At 66.2% G+C, this 13,717-nt stretch carries 14 protein-coding genes and 1 tRNA gene; 6 read left to right on the forward strand and 9 right to left on the reverse strand.

What is annotated here, in order from left to right; genetic code table 11:
• On the forward strand, window positions 1–257 hold a 257-nt coding region (locus PHR85_RS00005; protein WP_300048959.1), incomplete at its 5' end, for a fumarate hydratase C-terminal domain-containing protein.
• A gap of 30 nt (window positions 258–287) precedes the next feature.
• On the opposite strand, the gene PHR85_RS00010 is transcribed toward PHR85_RS00005, so the two are convergent.
• The 3 genes from PHR85_RS00010 to ylqF form a co-directional block, all read right to left on the reverse strand.
• Window positions 288–914 carry a DUF6806 family protein gene (locus tag PHR85_RS00010; RefSeq protein WP_300048962.1) on the reverse strand — a complete coding sequence of 209 codons (627 nt, stop codon included), beginning with the start codon at window positions 912–914 and terminating at the stop codon, window positions 288–290.
• Window positions 915–1,094: 180 nt separating this feature from the next.
• A tRNA-Leu gene (locus PHR85_RS00015) sits at window positions 1,095–1,183 on the reverse strand.
• 73 nt (window positions 1,184–1,256) lie between these two features.
• Window positions 1,257–2,204, reverse strand: coding sequence for a ribosome biogenesis GTPase YlqF (gene ylqF, locus PHR85_RS00020; protein WP_300048965.1), 948 nt, complete (start codon window positions 2,202–2,204; stop codon window positions 1,257–1,259).
• A 149-nt stretch (window positions 2,205–2,353) separates the two neighbouring features.
• On the opposite strand from ylqF, the gene PHR85_RS00025 reads away from it, so the two are divergent.
• The 3 genes from PHR85_RS00025 to PHR85_RS00035 all read left to right on the forward strand — a co-directional run bounded on the left by PHR85_RS00025 (window position 2,354) and on the right by PHR85_RS00035 (window position 4,839).
• The gene (locus tag PHR85_RS00025) at window positions 2,354–2,668 is read left to right on the forward strand and encodes a helix-turn-helix domain-containing protein (RefSeq protein WP_300048968.1); all 315 of its coding nucleotides are present in this window, start codon (window positions 2,354–2,356) and stop codon (window positions 2,666–2,668) included.
• 33 nt (window positions 2,669–2,701) lie between these two features.
• Window positions 2,702–3,610 carry an RNA-guided endonuclease TnpB family protein gene (locus PHR85_RS00030; protein ID WP_300049563.1) on the forward strand — a complete coding sequence of 303 codons (909 nt, stop codon included), beginning with the start codon at window positions 2,702–2,704 and terminating at the stop codon, window positions 3,608–3,610.
• A 137-nt stretch (window positions 3,611–3,747) separates the two neighbouring features.
• Window positions 3,748–4,839 carry a transposase gene (locus PHR85_RS00035; protein WP_300048971.1) on the forward strand — a complete coding sequence of 364 codons (1,092 nt, stop codon included), beginning with the start codon at window positions 3,748–3,750 and terminating at the stop codon, window positions 4,837–4,839.
• A gap of 66 nt (window positions 4,840–4,905) precedes the next feature.
• Here the strand turns inward: PHR85_RS00035 and PHR85_RS00040 are convergent, their stop codons facing one another.
• From PHR85_RS00040 to PHR85_RS00050, 3 genes are all read right to left on the reverse strand, one after another.
• Window positions 4,906–5,565 carry an HAD family hydrolase gene (locus tag PHR85_RS00040; protein ID WP_300048973.1) on the reverse strand — a complete coding sequence of 220 codons (660 nt, stop codon included), beginning with the start codon at window positions 5,563–5,565 and terminating at the stop codon, window positions 4,906–4,908.
• A gap of 69 nt (window positions 5,566–5,634) precedes the next feature.
• Window positions 5,635–5,940: an H-NS histone family protein gene (locus PHR85_RS00045; RefSeq protein WP_300048976.1), complete on the reverse strand. Its 306-nt coding sequence runs from the start codon at window positions 5,938–5,940 to the stop codon at window positions 5,635–5,637.
• A gap of 36 nt (window positions 5,941–5,976) precedes the next feature.
• The gene (locus PHR85_RS00050) at window positions 5,977–6,963 is read right to left on the reverse strand and encodes an RluA family pseudouridine synthase (protein WP_300048979.1); all 987 of its coding nucleotides are present in this window, start codon (window positions 6,961–6,963) and stop codon (window positions 5,977–5,979) included.
• 611 nt (window positions 6,964–7,574) lie between these two features.
• On the opposite strand from PHR85_RS00050, the gene PHR85_RS00055 reads away from it, so the two are divergent.
• Window positions 7,575–10,562 carry an Rne/Rng family ribonuclease gene (locus PHR85_RS00055; protein ID WP_300048982.1) on the forward strand — a complete coding sequence of 996 codons (2,988 nt, stop codon included), beginning with the start codon at window positions 7,575–7,577 and terminating at the stop codon, window positions 10,560–10,562.
• A gap of 97 nt (window positions 10,563–10,659) precedes the next feature.
• Entirely contained in the window at window positions 10,660–11,172 is a 513-nt protein-coding gene (locus PHR85_RS00060; protein WP_300048985.1) for a hemerythrin domain-containing protein, read from the forward strand.
• A 132-nt stretch (window positions 11,173–11,304) separates the two neighbouring features.
• On the opposite strand, the gene PHR85_RS00065 is transcribed toward PHR85_RS00060, so the two are convergent.
• The 3 genes from PHR85_RS00065 to PHR85_RS00075 all read right to left on the reverse strand — a co-directional run bounded on the left by PHR85_RS00065 (window position 11,305) and on the right by PHR85_RS00075 (window position 13,708).
• Window positions 11,305–11,613, reverse strand: a complete 309-nt coding sequence (locus PHR85_RS00065; RefSeq protein WP_300049566.1) for a high-potential iron-sulfur protein — start codon at window positions 11,611–11,613, stop codon at window positions 11,305–11,307.
• 156 nt (window positions 11,614–11,769) lie between these two features.
• Window positions 11,770–12,459: a lipoprotein-releasing ABC transporter ATP-binding protein LolD gene (lolD, locus tag PHR85_RS00070; protein ID WP_300048988.1), complete on the reverse strand. Its 690-nt coding sequence runs from the start codon at window positions 12,457–12,459 to the stop codon at window positions 11,770–11,772.
• Window positions 12,452–13,708: a lipoprotein-releasing ABC transporter permease subunit gene (locus tag PHR85_RS00075; RefSeq protein ID WP_300048990.1), complete on the reverse strand. Its 1,257-nt coding sequence runs from the start codon at window positions 13,706–13,708 to the stop codon at window positions 12,452–12,454. The genes lolD and PHR85_RS00075 overlap by 8 nt, the downstream gene beginning before the upstream one ends.
• Between the last annotated feature and the right edge of the window lie 9 nt (window positions 13,709–13,717).

A 13,717-nucleotide genomic window follows, 5' to 3' on the forward strand; every position in this document is an offset into this window, starting at 1 on the left:
TCAAGGACAACCAGAGCGCCTACCTGATGGCCGTCGGCGGCGCCGCCTACCTGGTGGCCAAGGCGATCAAGTCGGCCAAGGTGGTGGGCTTTGCCGACCTCGGCATGGAAGCGATCTACGAGTTCGAGGTGCAGGACATGCCGGTCACCGTCGCGGTGGATTCGAGCGGCGCCAACGTGCACGCCAGCGGCCCGGCCGAATGGCAAAAGCGCATCGCCAGCGGCGAGTTCAAGGGCATCGCGATCTCGGCCAGCTGAGGCTGTGGCGCCCTTGCGGGCGCCTGGTTTTCAGTGCAGGTGGCGCGGCTTGCGCGGACCGCCATGACCGCCGGCGGGGCCATTGCCGCCACGCGGCGGACGGCCCAGCTGCATCGAGCTGATCAAGGCGTCGAAGCGGCCGGTGAACAGCTGGTCGATCGCGGCCACCACGCCGCCGAGCTCGGAGCCATCGAAATGGCGCTCCATCAGGTGCACCACATCCTGCACCAGCAAGTCGCGCTGGACCTGCATGATCGCGGCCGGGTTCGGGCCGACGAAGAGCAGCAGGAAGTCGTCGCGCGCCTCGGCCTCGGGCGGCGCCTCCTCCTCGTCGAACTCGAGGTCATAGAACGAGACCTCGAGCGCCGCGCCGGCAGCGGCGATTTCGTTCAGGCCCATGCAGACCTCGTCGAGCACATGGCGGAAGTCGTCGTCGCCTTCCACGCTCCAGCAGATCTGCAGCAGATGCTCCTTGGCGTCGAAGCGGATACCGGGCTCGTCCTCGTAGAAGCTCGGCGCCGCTTCGAGCAGGGTCTTGGCGCCGGCGTATTTCCACAAGGGCTTGAGCGCCTCCTGGATGGACTTGTAGTCCACGTCGTCGCGCAGGAGGATGTCACCATGGACGTGGATTTCGAAAGGCGGGTTGAAAGAGGTCATGGTGTTGCTCGCGGTTGGGCGCTGGTCGGCACGGGTCCTGCCTTCCGCTATCGACCGGATTGTAGGGCCTGGAGCCGGCACAAGAATGGGCTGATGGGAAGGCGAGATGGGCCGACAGGCCAGAGGGAGCGGCGCTGGGGCCGGCTCGGCGGGGCAATGGACAGGCGCTGCTGCGCTGCGTGGTGCCCCGGACCGGAATCGAACCGGTACGCCCGATTAGAGGCGGCGGATTTTAAGTCCGATGTGTCTACCAATTTCACCACCGGGGCCAATCGCCTAGTGTATCCGAGACGAAGCGGCGGTCCGATCTTGCCCAAACAGGATCTTGCCGGAAAAACCCGTTCAGGACTCGCCGCGATACTGGCCGCGACGCTGGGCCAGCTTCTTCTCGCGCGCGGCCGCCAGCCGAGCCTCGGCCGCAAGACCGGCGGCGAGCCAGCGCGCGAAGTCCTGCGGTGTTTCGAGCGTGATGCGCCCGAGCACGCCGCTGCGGAAGTCGGTCAGCAAGGTCTCGGCGGCTTTCTGCGCGTTGAGCCGGCCGCCCGGCAGGAGCGCGCCACGCTTCTTGCCGATCGCGTACAGCAGCTCCTCGTCCTTCATGGCGGCGACCGCCTCGGGGGTCCAGCCCCATTTGTAGCGCGCTTCGAGCTGCGCCGCATAAGGGACTTGCAGCACCTTGAGCAGCTCCAGCGCGACCACCTCCTCGTCATAGGCGTTGCGGCCGACCGCCCCGCTGGCCGCCAGGTGATAGCCGGTCTCGGGCACGACGATCTTGGGCCAGAGCATGCCCGGCGTGTCATAGAGGTAGAAATCGTCGGCCAGCACGATGCGCTGCTCGACCTTGGTCACGCCGGCCTCGTCGCCGGTCTTGGTCGCTCGCTTGCCCTTGAGCGTGTTGACCAGGGTCGACTTGCCCACGTTGGGGATGCCACCGATCAGTACCCGCAGCGGCTTGGCCATGCCGCCGCGCAGCGGCGCGAGCTCGCGGCAGGCCGCGATGATGGCCTTGGCCGGCGAGGTCTCGCTGGCATCCAGTGCAATGGCTCGGGTCTCGGGCTGGCCGTTGTAATGCGCCAGCCATTGCGCGGTGCGCAGCGGATCGGCCAGATCCTGCTTGTTGAGCACCTTGAGCGTGGGCTTGCCCGCCGTCAGCTGGGCCAGCAAGGGATTGGCGCTGGAGCCGGGCAGGCGCGCGTCGAGCAGCTCGACCACGACATCGAGCTCCTTGACGCGCTCGAGGATCGCCTTCCTGGTGGCGTGCATGTGACCGGGAAACCATTGGACCGACATCTTGTTCTCTCAGGGTTTCATTCAGTTGCCGTAAAACCTGCTCAATTCTTCTCTTTCATGCTCAAACCTGATCACGCAGTGTGACGGCATGACGAGAAGAACCACAGCCCTGTTCAAGCCGTGCGGGTTCGTGCCAGAATTATGCCGCCATGCTGATCGCGCACCAGATTGCTCTCGATCCGAACAACGCACAGGCCGCCTATCTGGCCCGCGCGGCGGGCGTGGCGCGCTTTGCCTACAACTGGGCGCTGGCCAAGTGGAAGCGCCAGTACGAGGCCTGCAAACTGGATCCGACGCTGCCCCCCAAGCCTTCCCAGGCCGCGCTGCGCCGCCAGTTGAACGCCCTCAAGCACGAGCAATTCCCCTGGATGCTCGAAGTCACGAAGAACGCGCCGCAAATGGCGATCATTCAGCTGGGCCAGGCATTCCAGAACTTCTTCGCCGGGCGTGCCAAGTATCCGTAATTCCGCAAGAAAGGCCGGCACGACCGCTTCAGTCTGAGCAACGACCAGTTCAGTCTCGACGGCTCACGCACCCGCATCCCCAATCTCGGCTGGGTACGGATGCGCGAGTCGTTGCGCTTCGCGGGCAAGATCCTGTCGGCCACGGTCTCCCGCGTGGCCGACCGCTGGTTGGTCAGCATCACCGTGGACACCCAGGACGATTCACACCTACCCCAGGCCGAAAACGAGCCCCAAGACGAAAACCAAGTCAAAGGCGAGTCTCGACGTAGCCAAAATCAAGGCGCGGTCGGTGTGGATCTGGGCATCTCGGCACTCGCCACGCTTTCGACGGGAGAGGTGATTCCCGGTCCAAAGCCTCACAAGGCCTTGCTGGGTCACCTGCAACGGCTCTCGCGCGGCCTGTCGCGCAAGCAAAAGGGATCAGCCAATAGAAAGAAGGCCAAGGCCAGGCTGGCGAAATTGCATGCCCGTATCACCAACATCCGCTCAGACGCGCTGCACCAGCTCACGACGGACCTCACGCGCCGTTTCCACACCATCGGCATAGAAGACCTGAACGTGCGCGGCATGATCAAGAACCGTCGCCTTGCCCGGTCGGTGGCCGACATGGGCTTCTTCGAGTTCCGGCGACAGTTGACCTACAAGTCAGCGATGCGTGGCGGGCAAGTCATCGTGGCGGATCGCTGGTACCCCAGCAGCAAGACCTGTTCAGGCTGCGGGCATAAGCTCGATGAACTGCCGCTGTCGGTGCGCGACTGGACCTGTCCGGCCTGCGGCGCTGTCCATGACCGCGACGTGAACGCGGCGATCAATTTGAGGAATTTGGCCGTGAGTTCCACGGTTACAGCCTGTAGAGAGGAAGGCGCTGGCCTTGGTCGCAAGACGAAGGCGAAACCGGCCTCGGCGAAGCAGGAAGTCAGCTTTGTTCATGTTTGTGCATGAATGAGCAAGTCTGGCAGAACGGAAATGCTGTTGACCAGAACTGAGCGGCAAGCCTCGGGGTTCAGCCCGAGGTTCGAGCGATCAGGCCGGCACGGCCCGTGGTCCGCTGCGCGGTTCCATGCCCCATGATATTCGCCGTGAACACGACCAAGACCCTCCGGCTGCGCCTGAAGGACAAGCACGCCCGCGTGCTGCGTCAGATGGCGCGCGAGGTCAATCAGGTCTGGAACCACATCAACGAAATCTCCGCCCGGGCCGCACGCCCTTTCTCGGGCCAGCCGCGCTACCTCTCGGGCTACGACCTGCAAAAGCTCACGGCCGGCTTCAGCCAGTGTGAGGGCATCTCGGTCGGCAGTGGCACCGTGCAGGTGGTCTGTGCGGAATACGCCACCCGGCGCAGGCAGTTCAAGAAGATCCGCCTGAACTGGCGCGTCTCGAATCCGAAATCATCCAAGTATTCGCTGGGCTGGATTCCGTTCAAGATCGGCCACGCCCGCTACAAGGCCGGCCAGATCCAGTTCGCCGGCCACAAGTTCGGCTTGTGGGACAGCTACGGCCTGGCGGACCACGAACTCCGCAGCGGCTCGTTCAGCGAGGACAGCCGGGGCCGCTGGTACTTGAATGTCGCCGTCGAGATCCCGGAACTCGTCGGTCCGCGCCTGCCCGGCCCGACCGCCAGCGTCGGCATCGACCTGGGCCTGAAGGACTGCGCCACCACCTCGGACGGACAGAGACTCGAAGGTCGCTGGTTCAGGGCGCAGGAGTACAAGCTCGCCACCGCCCAGCGGGCGAGAAAGAAACGCCGCGTCAAGGCGATCCACGCCAGGATCGCCAACCAGCGCAAGGACGCGCTGCACCAGTTCAGCACCGCCCTGGTGAAAGAGCACGCCGCCATCTTCGTGGGCGACGTGGCCAGCGCCAAGCTGGTCAAGACAAGAATGGCCAAATCCACGCTCGACGCGGGCTGGACCATGTTGAAGACGATGTTGGAGTACAAGAGCCATCAGGCCGGTGTCGTCTTCGAGGAAGTGAACGAAGCGTATTCCACCCAGACTTGCTCGTGCTGCGGGGCCATTCCCGCCAGCAGTCCGAAAGGTAGAGCCGGCCTTGGAATAAGGGAATGGGCTTGCAACGCCTGCGCCACGGTCCACGACCGGGACGTCAACGCGGCCAGGAACATTCTCGCGGCCGGACATGGCCGTCTCGCAGGAGGAATCCCCGTCCTTTAGGGCGGGGAGGATGTCAATGGGTCCGATTGTGCCCGCGTCCGGCCACACCGGAACCCCGTAGCGGGCTCAGGCCTCGGCCAGCAGCCAGTCGTGCAGTTCGCGCACGGTGTGCGCGACATGCAAGGGCTGCAGCACCTCGAAGCCGGCGGGATCATGAGCACCGTAGCTGACCGCCAGGCTGGCGCAGCCGGCGTTGAGCGCCATCTGCAGGTCGTGGGTGGTGTCACCGATCATCAGCATGCGCTCGGGCTCGACGCCGAACTCGCGCATCAGCTCGAACAGCATCAGCGGGCTGGGCTTGCCAGCCGTCTCGTCGGCCGTGCGCGAGCCATCGAAGACGCCTTGCAGCTCGACATGGCGCAGCGTCTCGTCGAGGCCGCGCCGGCTTTTCCCCGTGGCGACCGCCAGCCAGTGGTGGCGCGAGCGCAGGTCGGCCAGCAGCGGCAGCACGCCGGCAAACAGGCTGATCTCGTGCTGGCTTTGCAGGTAGTGGTGGCGATAGCGCTCGCCCAGGCGCTCGTATTGCTCGGGCGGCACATCGGGCGCCGCGTGGGCCAGGGCCTGCATCAGCCCCATGCCGATCACGTAGGAAGCCTGGATATCGCTGGGTTCGCGTCCGCCGACGTCGCGCACCGCCGCCTGGATGCTGCGCGTGATCAGCCGGGTGGAGTCAAACAGTGTGCCATCCCAGTCGAAGGCAATCAGGTCGAAGCGGCGTGGACGCATGGTGAATGGACTCGGAAAAGAAAAAGGGCGCATTGTGCGCCCTTTTGCCTCGCGAGGAATGCCCTCGGATCAGATCAGGAATTGATCCAGGCTCTGACCGGCTGCCAGCACGGCCTTGACCCACTCGGGCTTGCGGCCCGGGCCACCCGACCACAGTTCGCCATTCGGACCCTTGTATTTGGCCGGTGCCTTGACTTTGCCGGTGCCACCCTTGCGGGCGGTGGCGGCAGAACCCAGGTCCTCGACCGTGATGCCGAACTCCCTCATCTTGGCCCTGATTTCAGTGACCACGCTGGCGAATTCCTGCCTGCGAACCTGTTCGGCTTGCGCCATCAATGCTTGTGCCTGGGAGACCAGCTCGGAGTAAGTTGACATATCGACGTCCTTGATTTTAGAGATTCAACGACTCCATTATACGAAGAAATCGGCAACATTGCCCCAACCCTTCAATTCAGGCGGCAAATCGGCCTTCAATTGCAGTGGCGACTGCGACACCGGATGGATCAGACCCAATTGCCAGGCGTGCAGGAACATGCGTTTGAGGCCGCTCCTTTGCAGGGCGCGATTCAATTCAAAGTCGCCATACTTGTCATCACCGGCAATCGGATGGCCGGCGCTGGCCAGGTGAACCCGGATCTGGTGCGTGCGGCCGGTCTTGATCGTGACCGCCAGCAGGCTCAGGACGGGCGGCGCTCCCGCCGACCAGTCGGCCGGTGGACGCACCTGCCCCAGCACCTTGACCAGCGTGATCGAGCGCATGCCGTCCGGATCATCGGCATGGGTCACGCGCACGCGCCGCTCGCCATCGGGCAGCAGGTATTTGTGCAACGGCTGGTCGATCACTTTCTTATTCGCCGGCCAGGCCCCCTTGACCAGGGCCAGATAGGTCTTGGCGGTTTCGCGTTCGCGGAACTGGTCCTGCAGCGCCTTGAGCGCGCTTCTTTTCTTGGCCACCAGCAAGATACCGCTGGTTTCCCGATCGAGCCGGTGCACCAGCTCCAGCAAAGTAGCCTGCGGCCGGGCCTGGCGCAATTGCTCTATCACGCCGAAGGAAACCCCGCTGCCGCCATGGACGGCAATGCCAGCCGGCTTGTTGATGGCCATGAAGGCGGGGTCCTCGAACAGGATGGGAAATTCGCGCGCCGGAGCAGGATTGGCCTGTTTCTCCTCGATCTTTTCCGACAGGCGGATCGGCGGGACGCGCACCAGATCGCTTTCCTGCAATCGGGTGTCGGCCTGCGCCCGCCCCTTGTTGACCCGCACCTCGCCGGAACGGATGATGCGATAGACATGGGTCTTGGGCACGCCCTTGAGTTCGCGCAGCAGGAAATTGTCCAGCCTCTGGCCGGCTGACTCGGCGTCTACGGTGTAGTGTCTGACCTGGGGCGTTGATGCCATGAAGGGGAGTGCTGTGAGGGGTGGCAAGTGAAGCAGGAAAACCTGCGAGCAGTTCACGCATTTAGCGAGCGTCGGGCACTATAATGATCCGATCCGGACCCGCGAGGTAGGTGCTCAATCTGCCTCGAAGTTTAAGGCAGAGCGCCAAGGTGGCCCGACGCAGGGCCTGACTCTCAGCCCGCCTCGCTTGCCGGATATAGGTTGCCAGCCACTGCTGAGCCGCACCCTCCCCGTCCCGGCCCGATTTGGCCGCGCCGGCTCGGTGCAGCGCCCGAGTGGCGAACCGCCGTCGATGACAGCGAACCCGATACGGAATACCCCAACCGTCCAGCCCGCAGGCCTCAGAGCCGGAGCTGGACGAGGACTGAAGTGAACCCAAAGACCCCTAGGCCAGCCGCCGTGCATCACGCCGCCCTGCCGCCTTTGCTCACGCCACTCCACGCGCCCATGCCCGGACAGGGTTGAGCGCGCGCGGACCGCCTCGACTTCGCGGCGCCGCCCCTCTTCCCTTGCCCTGGCTCTCCGGCAATTCCTCCTCGTTCGTGCCATCTGCTGCGGTTCACGGCTTGAGCCCGACCGGGCTGTTAGTCAGTGACAAGAGGAACGCACACATGAAGCGCATGTTGATCAATGCCACCCAGGCCGAAGAACGCCGCCTGGCCATCGTCGACGGGCAGAAGCTGCTCGACTACGAGATCGAAATCGAAGGGCGCGAGCAGCGCAAGGGCAACATCTACAAGGCCGTCGTCACGCGCGTCGAGCCCTCGCTGGAAGCCTGTTTCGTCGACTACGGCGAGGACCGCCACGGCTTCCTGCCGTTCAAGGAAATCTCGCGCCAGTATTTCCAGGGCGGCGCCTCGCCCTCGCAGGCGCGCATCCAGGACGTGATCCGGGAAGGCCAGGAACTGCTGGTCCAGGTCGAGAAGGAAGAACGCGGCAACAAGGGCGCGGCGCTGACCACCTTCGTCAGCCTGGCCGGCCGCTACGTCGTGCTGATGCCCAACAACCCGCGCGGCGGCGGCGTCAGCCGGCGCATCGAGGGCGAGGACCGGGCCGAACTGAAGGCCGCGCTGGAGCAGCTCGACTACCCCAACGGCATGAGCATCATCGCGCGCACCGCCGGCATCGGCCGCGAGGCCGGCGAGCTGCAGTGGGACCTGAACTACCTGCTGAAATTGTGGAACGCGATCGACGGCGCCGCCAAGGCCGGCAAGGGCGCCTTCCTGATCTACCAGGAATCGAGCCTGGTGATCCGCGCGATCCGCGACTACTTCAACAACGACATCGGCGAGATCCTGATCGACACCGACGACATCTTCGAGCAGGCGCACCAGTTCATGGCGCATGTGATGCCGGAGCAGGAGCACCGCGTCAAGCGCTACCGCGATGACGCCCCGCTGTTCTCCCGCTTCCAGATCGAGCACCAGATCGAGACCGCCTACAGCCGCACCGTGACGCTGCCCAGCGGCGGCGCGATCGTGATCGACCAGACCGAAGCCCTGGTGGCGGTCGACGTCAACTCGGCGCGCTCGATCAAGGGCGGCGACATCGAGGAAACCGCGACCCGCACCAACCTGGAAGCCGCCGACGAGGTGGCGCGCCAGGCCCGCCTGCGCGACCTCGGCGGCCTGATCGTGATCGACTTCATCGACATGGAGGAATCGCGCAACCGGCGCGAGGTCGAGAACCGCCTGCGCGACGCGCTGCGCCAGGACCGCGCCCGCGTGCAGTTCGGCTCGATCAGCAAGTTCGGCCTGCTCGAGATGAGCCGCCAGCGCCTGCGCCCGGCCCTGAACGAAGGCGCCTCCATCCCCTGCCCGCGCTGCGGCGGCTCGGGCCATATCCGCGACACCGAAAGCTCGGCGCTGCAGATCCTGCGCATCATCCAGGAGGAGTCGCTCAAGGAGAGCACGGCCGCCGTGCTGGTGCAGGTGCCGGTCGAGGTCGCCAGCTTCCTGCTCAACGAGAAGCGCACCGAGATCACCAAGATCGAGCTCAAGCAGCGCATCAGCGTGCTGCTGGTGCCGAACAAGTCGCTCGACACGCCGCACTACAAGCTCGAGCGCCTCAAGCACGACGACCCGCGCCTGGAGCAGCTGGACGCGAGCTACAAGATGGCCGAGGAAGTCGAGGATGTGGCCACCTTCACGCGCCGCAGCCAGGAGCGCTCCAACAAGCAGGAGCCGCTGATCAAGGGCGTGCTGCCCGACGCGCCGGCACCGGTCTCGACGCCCAAGCCCGAGGCTGTCGCACCTGCGGCGGCGCCGGTGGCTACAGCCGCAACCGCACCGGCACGCGCGGTGCCGGCACCCGAGACCGGCTTCATGGCCTGGCTCAAGCGCCTGTTCGGCATGGCGCCGAACCAGGCTCCGTTGGCTCCGGCAGCCCCGGTGGCCGTGGCCCCGAGCCCGGCACCGGCTGCCGCGCCCGCAGCGCGCGAAGCAAGGCCCGAGAACCGTGGCAATCGCGGCGAACGTGGCGGCGAACGCGGCGGCGAGCGCAGTGAACGCGGTGAGCGCGGCAACCGCAACGGCCGTGGTGAACGCCCGCTCGAAAGCCGCAACGGCGAACGCCAGGGCCAAGGCCAGGGCGAACGCAGCGTCGAGGGTCGCCGCAGCGAGCGCAACCGTGGCGAAGGCCGGACCTCCGAGGCCCGCGAGGGTCGCGAAGGCCGTGGCGAACCCCGCCGCGAAGGTCGCCGTGACACCCGTCCCGAGATCGCCGCCACGGAAACCGTGGCGCTGAACCTCGACAACGGCCAATCGGCCATCGAAGCGGCTGAAGGCAATGTCCCGGCTGAAGGCCGCCGCGAACGCAGCGAAGGTCGTCGTCGCGGTCCGCGCAATGAAGGCTACCGCAACGCGCCCGCGGCTCAAGCCGAGGCAGCTCAAGCCGCCGAGGCGCCGGTGCTGGAAAACACCGAAGCCAGCGACGAGCCGGGCAAGACCGAAGCGGCGCAGGCCGAGCCGCGCGCTGCGCGCGAACGCCGCAGCCGCGACCGCTACGGCCGCGACCGTCGCTCGCGTGGCGAAGCCGCCGCGACCGCGGGCGAGGAGTCCGACGCCCAGGCGCCGGCCTTCGAGCCAGTGGCAGCCGAAACCCGTGAGGTCGCCGCCGCACCGCGCTCCTACTTCACGGCTGGTGGTGCAGCCAGCGCGGTCGCCGAGGCAGCAGCCCCGGTCGAACTGGCAGCAGCGCAGCAAGTCGCCGTTGCGGCAGCTGAAGTCCAACCGGTCGAGCCCAGCCGCCCTGTGCAGGCACAAGCAGCAGCCGAAGCAGCGCCCGCAATGGCTCCGACCCCGGCTGTGGCGGTGACTCCGGCTGTCGCTGCGGCAGCACCGGCTGCGGCAATGCCCCCGGTCCAGGCCTACCGCCTGGCCATCGATGAGCTGTCCGCGCTGGCACAGAACGTCGGCCTGGAATGGATCCAGTCCGACGCCGACAAGGTGGCCCAGGTGCAAGCTGCGATCGCGGCCGAACCCAAGCCGGTCCGCGTGCCGCGCGAACCCAAGCCGGTCGTGCTGCTCGACGAGGGCCCGCTGATCCTGGTGGAAACCCGCCGCGATCTGAGCGAGCTCAAGCTGCCCTTCGAGGCCTGATCCGCCAGTCTGAAAACAGGCACCCCGGCTTGCTGCCGGGGTTTCTTGATCCCGCTCAAGGCAGACCGGCTGCCTGGGCGACAGAATCCAGTCCATCATGGAAAACGCCAACGCCACCAGCCCGTCCGACTTCCCCGAGGTACCCGACCTGCACTGGTCAGCCGAAATGGAGCTGGACGACGCACGCATGGACCAGACGCACCACGAGATGGTCGATCTGGTCGCCCGCCTGCGCACCCTGCCCCACGACCAGCAGCTCGAACCCTACCGCGAACTGGTGCGGCACACGGTCGAGCATTTCGCGCAGGAAGAACGCTGGATGGTCGCGACCGGCTTCAATGCCGACAACTGCCACGCCAGCCACCACGAGACCATCCTGGACACGATGCGCCAGGTCGAGAGCCATTTCCTGCAAGGCGACGAGGAAATCATCGACCGCATGGCGGCCGCGCTGGCCGAATGGCTGCCGATGCACGCCTCCACCATGGATGCCGGTCTGGCCCTGCACATGAAGAGCGTCAAGTTCGACTCGCGCACCGAGACGCTGGCAGACCCCACGCTGGTCAAGCCCGCCACCATGAGCGGTTGCGGCAGCGTGAGCTGCAGCTAAGCGTTTCAAGCGCCCGTTTCATCACTGCCTCGGTTTCGGCGACGGACCGGGGTATTTTTTCGGCCTGGCGCGGCTGTCATGGACGAAAAAAAGCCTGCCGGCCGGCAGGCTTTTTTTGCGTCAGGCGGAGGCTCAGGCCTTCTTGACGTAGGAGTTGCACCAGCCCTTGGCAGCGACCTGCTTGCCGGCGAAGATCGGGCAGCCACCCGCGGCGGCACCAGCCTTGCCCTGGTACAGGGTGCAGCTGGAACAGGCCTGGCCGGCAGCGTACTTGGGGAACTTGGTCTTGTCGACCTTGGTGGCGTCGGCCTTGTAACCCAGAGCCGCAGCCTGGGCATCGGTCTCGGCGACCATGGCTTGCGCCTGGGCCGTGCCGGCGAGCGCCAGTGCGCCCGAAGCCGTGGCGACTTGCATCAGGAAAACGCGGCGATTCGATTGGATCATGGTGAAAGATGAGTTGAGGTAAGGGCAAGAAAAAGCGCTGGAACGCTTATCCGGCGATTGTGCGCCTTCGGCCTGGCGTTTTCAAGCTGGAAGCCGAGTAACCCAGGGCGGGCATCGGACATAGGCGGCAGCCCTCCTCCTGCAAAAGTCCCTTCAAGCGCCACTCGACAGCAGGCCCGCGCTCAGGTGCAGCACGCGATCGCAACGCCGGGCCAGCTCGACATCGTGGGTGACCAGCACGAAGGCCGTGCCCTGCTCGCGCGCGAGCTGCAGCATCAACTGGAACACGCCATCGGCCGTGGCGCGGTCGAGGTTGCCGGTCGGCTCGTCGGCCAGCACGCAGGCCGGGCGCGTGACGAGCGCGCGCGCGATCGCGACGCGCTGGCGTTCGCCGCCCGAGAGCTCGGCCGGGCGATGCTGCAGGCGGCTGCCCAGGCCCACCCGCTGCAGCCACTGCGCGGCCTCGGCCGCGGCCGCCTCGCGCGGCAGGCGACGGATCCAGAGCGGCATGGCGACGTTGTCGAGCGCGGTGAACTCCGGCAACAGGTGGTGAAACTGGTAGATGAATCCCAGGTAGCGGTTGCGCGACTCGCCTTGAGCGGCAGGACTCAGGCTGGCCAGATCCTGGCCCTTCAGCAGCACATGGCCCGCGTTGGGCGCGTCGAGCCCGCCGAGCAGGTGCAGCAGCGTGCTCTTGCCCGAGCCCGAGGCGCCGACGATGGCCAGGGTCTCGCCAGCGCGGATGTCGAGATCGACGCCCTGCAGCACGGTCACGTCGAGCCGACCTTCCTGGAAGCGCTTGCTCAGGCCGCGCGCGCTCAGGACAATCTCGGGATCACTCATAGCGCAGCGCCTCCGCCGGGTTGACACGGCTGGCACGCCAGCTCGGATAGAGCGTGGCCGCGAAGGCCAGCACCAGGGAAATCAGCGCGATCGGCAGGATGTCGCCCTGCTGCGGGTCGCTCGGCATGCGGCTGATCAGGTAGATCTCCTGCGGCAGGAAATGGGTGCCCAGCATTGATTCGAGCGCCGGCACCAGGGTGTCGATGTTGAACGCGATGCCCAGGCCCAGCAGCAGGCCGGCCAGGGTGCCGATCACGCCGACCAGCGCGCCCTGCACCACGAACACCGCCATGATGCTGCGCGGGCTCGCGCCCAGCGTGCGCAGGATCGCGATGTCGGCGCGCTTGTCGGTCACGGTCATCACCAGCGTGGAGACCAGGTTGAAGGCCGCCACCGCGACGATCAACGTCAGTATGATGAACATCATGCGCTTTTCGAGCTGGACGGCGGCGAACCAGGTCCGGTTCTGGCGCGTCCAGTCACGCAGCAGCAGGTCGCCGCTGACCATGCCGGCCAGCGCATGGGTGACCTCGCGCGCGCGGTGCAGGTCCTGCAACTTGAGCCGCACACCGGTCGGCCCCTCGAGCCGGAAGATGCGCGCCGCGTCATCGATATGGATGAAGGCCAGCGTCGAGTCGTACTCGTAGTGACCCGAGTCGAAGACGCCGACCACGCTCATCTGCTTGAGGCGAGGCACCACACCGGCAGGCGTGACCTGGCCGCTGGGCGCGATCAGCGTGACCGCATCGCCCACGCGCAGGCCCAGGCTCTGCGCCAGCGCGCCACCCAGCACGATGCCAAACGCCCCCGGCTGCAGTTGCGGCAGCACGGTCTTGGCCAGCTCGCCGGCCAGGCTGGTGACGGCGGGCTCCTGGGCTGGATCGATGCCGCGCAGCAGCACGCCCTTCATGTTCTCGCCGCGCGCGAGCAGGCCCTGGGCCGCGATGAAAGGCGCGGCGCCGACCACCTCGGGGTGCGCGCGCAGCTCGCGCAGCGTGGTCGGCAAATCAGGCAGCGCGCCGCCGTCGGGCGTGAAGACCTCGACATGCGACAGCACGCCCAGCATGCGGTCGCGCACATCCCGCTGGAAGCCGTTCATCACGCTGAGCACCACGATCAGCGCGGCGACGCCCAGCGCGATGCCCAGCATCGAGACGCCGCTGATGAAGGAAATGAAGCCGTTGCGCCGCGTGGCGCGACCGGCGCGGGTGTAGCGCCAGCCAAGCAGGAATTCGTAGGGGATTTGCATGGATCTCCA

Source organism: Malikia sp. (genome assembly GCF_028687635.1).
Taxonomy (GTDB): domain Bacteria; phylum Pseudomonadota; class Gammaproteobacteria; order Burkholderiales; family Burkholderiaceae_C; genus Malikia.